Consider the following 4909-nt stretch of genomic DNA (forward strand, 5'->3'; position numbering starts at 1 on the left):
CATGTAATGCCCCACCAGCGGCAGGGGTGGCAGCAGCAGCTCGTGCCGAAGCGCGCCCCACTCCAGCGGCAACGCCGCCGATATTGAATCCGCCGCTGACAGCGCCGGGGGTGAGCGCCGTCGAGAGAGAACCCATCCCGTCCTGTGCGGCCTCTACAGCAGCGTCCGTCATCGACCGCACCGCATCCACAGCCATGTCGGCTGTCTTGTCGATACCGGCGGCGATACCTGCGGGAATCCACACGCCCACCTGGTCACGCATGACGCGGGACGGCGAGTGGATACCTAGAGCCGACTTCACGAAGTCAGGCAGAGCGTTGACGACGCTACGCGCGGCGTCCATCACCGCGCCGGCAGCGTTGCGAATACCGGTGGCGATGCCTCCCACGATGTCACGACCAATGGAGAGCATCTGTCCAGGGATGCCCCGCACCACGCCGATGATGTCTGAGCCCATCGAGCGGAAGAACCCGACCACGGTATTGATACCGGCGGAGATACCGTTCTTGATGCCTTCCCAAATGGTCGAGACAATCCGTCCGATACCATTCCAGGCGGCGTCCCAGATGCTGCGAATGAGGTTCACAGCATTGGTGATGATGGAGCTGACGATGTTGATTGCGCCGGTCACGACGCCCTTGATGACTTCCCAGACGCCGGAGACAATCTGCTTGATGCCCTCCCAAGCGGCAGACCAATCACCCTTGATGATTGCTGTCACCGTCTTGATGACGCCCACGATGATGTTGAGTGCACCCTGGACAATCGGGACGATTGCCTGCACCACAGTCGTGACCACATTCAAGACCGCCTGAATTGCAGGCACCAAAATGTCAATCAGCGTCGTGATGAGAGGGACGATTGCCTGCACCACGGAGGCGAATACCGGAATCAGCGAGGTCACAAGGACAACGACAACACCTACCACCGCACCTACGATTGCCGCAAGCACCGGCAACAGCCCCTGAATAGCAGGCATGAGCGCAGCAAGGACCTGAGTACCCAAATCCACGACCGCCGACACGATCTGCCCGAACACCGGCACCAGCTGGAGCAATATCTCCCCCAGCTGGCGGAAGATGTCCATAATCTGCGGAAGCATCGCCATGACCGCAGCACCCAGCTGAGCGAGTGCAGGAACAAGCTGGCTCATCAGCTGCTCCCCCACCGGAGCGAGCGCCGCCATAATCTGGGTGCCGAACTGGATAATCATCGGGATTAGCGGGGCCAGATGTTGCCCAATCTGTCCGAGTGATTCCATCAGCGCCGCACCCATCTGCCCCAGAATCGGTAGCAGAGCCTGGATAGCGCTGCCGATTAGAGGAATGAGGCGCTCAATTACCGGCTGGACAGATTGGACGACCTGGCCAAAGACCTGGCCGGCCATCTCCGCAAATCGCTGCAGCGCAGGCATTATGATTTGGAGTGCTGGCTGAAGCGACTGAATCAGCTTCTCGCCCAGCTGCCCGATAAGAGGCAGAATCGTGTTCAGCGCAGGCTGGATTGCCTGCATAAGCTGCTGCCACATCTGACGGCCAGTCTCAGTCTGGGTAAAGAACGTGACGAGTGCCGCACCGGCAAGAGCCAACGCTCCAACCACCGCCATGAGCGGGTTTGCCTTAAGTACACCTAGGAAGGACCCGAGAGCACCTGAAGTCGCCGACAGCACCGCCTTATATGCGACGGTGGCAGCAGAAGCTACCTTGAGCGCGGCTGCCTTGGCTTGGAATGCTCCCGCGCCAATCTGCGCCTCGCGTGAAAGCTTCGCCACTTCAGCTGCGGTGCCAGCACCAGATGCGACAAGGCGGTAGCCTTCTGCGACGGCATCGAATGAGCTCTTGAGCTTCCCAACTGCGCCGGCGGCTGTCCGGTACGAGTCAAGGGCAAATCGTCCCGCATCGATAGCTCGGCTAGCGGTGTTGTACGCACCAACGGCGCCGATGACGGCGGTTGCCATTGCGGTCACAGCTTCAGGGTTCCGATTGATAATGTCTGTCAGTCGCCCCAGCGCACCCGCAGCTAGGTCTGCCAGGCCTGTCACTGCGTCAAACGGGTTCGTCAGGTTCAGTGCGCTGTCCCCAAGTCCTCCGACTTCTGGGAGGAGTTTCTGGATTGCCTTTGCGATCGTGAAGATGATTGCCGCGACCTTGGAACCGACCGCGGAGAACGCTTCCCAAAGTGGCGGTAAGATAGCGCCGAGCGTCTTTCCTACGCTCATCACGAGCCCGCCAATAGACGGGCCAACGATTGATGCTGCATGAGAGACGACCTGCACGACGTATTCCAGTGCGGTGCCGATCTTCTCGCCGATGGTCTTGCCCATCGCTTCGACAGGCTTCATCCACTGCTGGAAGGAGAGAAAGAACTTCGTTAAGACAGGGTATACGCCAGAGAGGACGTTCGCGCCGAATCGACCTAGTGCAGCCTGTGCGTTGGCGAACGCACCGGGGAGCGTGTTGCCCATTTCGAATGCGACGTTGCCGGCTGCGGAGGTCATCGCTTTCTCGAATTGTTCGAAGTTGATTTTGCCGTCGGAAGCCATCTTGAAGACTTCTTCTGCCGTCACGCCAAGCTGCTTGCCCAGCGCTTGATAGATCGGGATTCCTCGGTCTGCAACCTGGGCGAGGACGTCGTTCTGCGCCTTGCCGACACTCGCAACCTTGTTGTAGATTGCGCCCATTTCCTCCATGCTGGAGCCTGATGCCGCAGCCGAGTTCGAGACGGACTTGAGCACAGCTTCAAGTTGCTCGCCCGGCTGAATACCAGCTGCCACTGCACCAGCTGCGGCGGTTGCCGCAGCGTCCAGACCGAACGCCGTGCCTTTCACCGATGCGGAGGCGTTCTGCATGATGACCGACACCGCGTCAGCATCGTTGCCCAGCCCTCGAAGCTTCGCCTGAGCAACGTCAATCGCCTTCAGGCGGTTAAAACCCTTCGCAAACGCGGTACCAAAAACCGAGCCAATGCTGATACCGCCGATAGCCTTCGCCACCAGTGGAGCAACGGAAGATGAGAAGATACGCCCGAACGCGGAGGACGCTTTAGTGCCGGCCTGCGAACCTGCACGGTCGCCAGCATCACCGATCTCAGACACAATCTGTGCGCCCGCGCCCTTGGTCGAGGCGAGCACAGTCACGTACGCCTTCGCAAGCTCATACCCACCAGCCATATCGTCACTTCCTCTATCCGGTTATTTGATTGTTTCCTGCCCCACCACGGCACCCCCACCGGCTCGCCGCTGCGCCAGCCAGTACTTCGCTTCGTCCAAGCTCATACTGCCTGAACCGACACGTACACCAGCGCCCTGCACACCGGGGCGAGGCAGAGGCTTCGGCTTGTTTCTGCCTTTCTGCCCGTCTGCACTGCGCTGCCAGTTCGCTTCCACCAGCCGGTCAAACACCCCGGCCAGCAACTGGGCTTCCAGCCCCCAACCTTGTGCGTAATGCCGCATGGTCGCCGAATCTGGCGGCAGGTTCACGACCATCGCCGCCACCAACTGTGCCCCATACTCCGCGGCAAGGCGGGCGTACGGGGCATGGTAGTAGCGGATGAGGTCAATCTCCACAAGCTCGCGGTTCTCCCGCAAGAGAGCCGCGAGCTTTAGGAGTTTGGGTTCAAAGCGTTCATCAGGTCGGTAAAGAACCCGGTGAACAAGGTCATGGTCACACGCCCGGTCTCAGGATCACGAAGCGTGTCGAACACATCCTTCTTCGCCTCGGCACCGAGCAAGGACTCCACCGCGGCGAACATACCCTTTGGGTTGCCTTCATCAATCGCGAGAAGCTGCTCCATCAGCTCCGCATCATCCAACGCAGCGGGGTCTACCCGCCAGGTCTTGCCGCGCAGCTTCACCTTCACTACCGGCGCACCACCTGCAGCCTTCTTATCGCTGGTGCGGGTAAACGCGTAGTTCTTCTCCGACATGAGGGGTTTCCTTCCAAATCAAAACGTATCGGGTAGGGTTTCGTAGGGGAAGCGAGCGCGGCACGCCCCCTTGGTGTGCGCGGGGGGGGGCGGCTCCAGAAACCCTAAAAAGGGAGCCAACCACCATGCGCAACCGGGGGCATGCCGCAAATCTAAACCAGCCTATTAGAGCTTGGTGCCCAGGTGCTTGTACGCCTTCACACCCTGCGAATCAGGGTACGCAGTGACGGTCACCTGGTAGCCAACAGCCTCACCGTTCTTGTAGGTCACCTCGCCACGCTCGGTTACCTGACCGTCGGGGATGACGATACGCAGAACCTTCTTGCCGTCCAGGACGTCCAGCACGAACGTCTGGTGCGGGGACTGTGCACCGGTCATTCGCACCAGCGACCCGTTCGCAGTGGTGTCCGCGTAGAACAGCTTGAGGACTTCCTCGTTCGTCTCAATGAGCGTGAACTGGAAAGTGACCTTGTGCGAGGTCTGGATGACACGCACCACGTCGCCGTTCTGCCAAGCCTTGATTTCGCTGGTGTCAGAGTCGATGCTCTGAGTCACCCCGTCCTCGCTGATGTAGCCGAGGTCCTTCAGCTTCGCGTCCACCGCGGCGGTCGCGTTAGCCGGGGTTGCGGTGCCGATGGCACCAACATAAACGCCGCCAGTAACAGCGACACGCACATTATCAGCAACAAGCGCCATAACATGCTCCTTCCCGCCCCACAGGGGCTATAACAGGTCTGTCCCCGTGTTCCGGTACGTCACCGTGAAGTTCATCCGGAATCGAGGAATCTTATCGTCGGGGTCTGGCATCCACACCACACCCCCCACAGGCTCCACACCGTAGATCAGCGCAGGCTGTCCACCGCTCACGAAGACCTCCTGGTTCACGATGCCACGCAGCACACCCCGCAACGTCTCCGCAGCGTTGTACGCACCCTGTGCGGTGGAACCCCACACGTCGGCAATGAATGCTCGCTGTCAGATCGGA

4 protein-coding genes are annotated in these 4909 nt (G+C 60.1%); all 4 read right to left on the reverse strand.

Annotated elements, in window-relative coordinates:
• Positions 1–3169, reverse strand: a 3169-nt coding sequence (locus Q0216_RS10235; protein ID WP_298595154.1) for a tape measure protein, incomplete at its 3' end; no start/stop codon positions are given.
• Between the two features lie 21 nt (positions 3170–3190).
• Complete coding sequence (locus tag Q0216_RS10240) at positions 3191–3565, reverse strand: DUF5361 domain-containing protein (RefSeq protein WP_298595157.1); 375 nt, start codon at positions 3563–3565, stop codon at positions 3191–3193.
• Positions 3566–3600: 35 nt separating this feature from the next.
• Positions 3601–3924: a hypothetical protein gene (locus Q0216_RS10245; protein WP_298595160.1), complete on the reverse strand. Its 324-nt coding sequence runs from the start codon at positions 3922–3924 to the stop codon at positions 3601–3603.
• Between the two features lie 165 nt (positions 3925–4089).
• Positions 4090–4620 (reverse strand): hypothetical protein, encoded by a 531-nt coding sequence (locus tag Q0216_RS10250; protein ID WP_070649343.1) that lies wholly within the window; start codon positions 4618–4620, stop codon positions 4090–4092.
• Between the last annotated feature and the right edge of the window lie 289 nt (positions 4621–4909).

Origin of the sequence: uncultured Rothia sp., from assembly GCF_937976295.1 — a bacterium.
Lineage (GTDB): Bacteria > Actinomycetota > Actinomycetes > Actinomycetales > Micrococcaceae > Rothia.

Bases quoted from the DNA above. Each gene is read 5' to 3' on its own strand.
- Q0216_RS10250 (WP_070649343.1), bottom strand. From the start codon at position 4,620: ATGGCGCTTGTTGCTGATAATGTGCGTGTCGCTGTTACTGGCGGCGTT.
- Q0216_RS10245 (WP_298595160.1), bottom strand. From the start codon at position 3,924: ATGTCGGAGAAGAACTACGCGTTTACCCGCACCAGCGATAAGAAGGCT.